This window comes from Streptomyces sp. URMC 124, assembly GCF_051386455.1.
GTDB lineage: Bacteria > Actinomycetota > Actinomycetes > Streptomycetales > Streptomycetaceae > Streptomyces.
This window is the reverse complement of record NZ_JBPQTS010000410.1, coordinates 1-299: the sequence shown is the minus strand read 5'-3', so window position 1 is coordinate 299 and position 299 is coordinate 1. Positions and strand designations below refer to the sequence as shown.

1 pseudogene is annotated in these 299 nt (G+C 78.3%); it reads left to right on the top strand.

Going from position 1 to position 299, the window contains the following annotated elements:
• A pseudogene (locus tag ACSNOG_RS33150) lies at positions 1 to 299 on the top strand (hypothetical protein); the annotation flags it as partial.

Below are 299 nucleotides of genomic sequence, written 5' to 3'. Positions count from 1 at the left end.
CCCGCGCCAACGGCACCGCGCGCCGCGCGCCGTCCCCGTACGAGACGGAGGACGACGTCCTGCCGCCGCTGGGCAGCGTCGACCTCGCCCTGGACGTCTCCGGGGAGACCGTCGCCAGGGTCGCCGAGCGCATCGCCGACCGCCTCGGCCTGCACGCCGACGCCGGCGCCGGGGCCGACGAGGAGTCGGCGGTCGGCCGTCTGGGCGCGGCGGGGAGCGTGCCCCTGACGATCGTCGCGGAAGGCGTCGACTACGCGGCGGACCCCCTGGCCCTGGTCGAGTTCTCCGGGCTGCTGGCC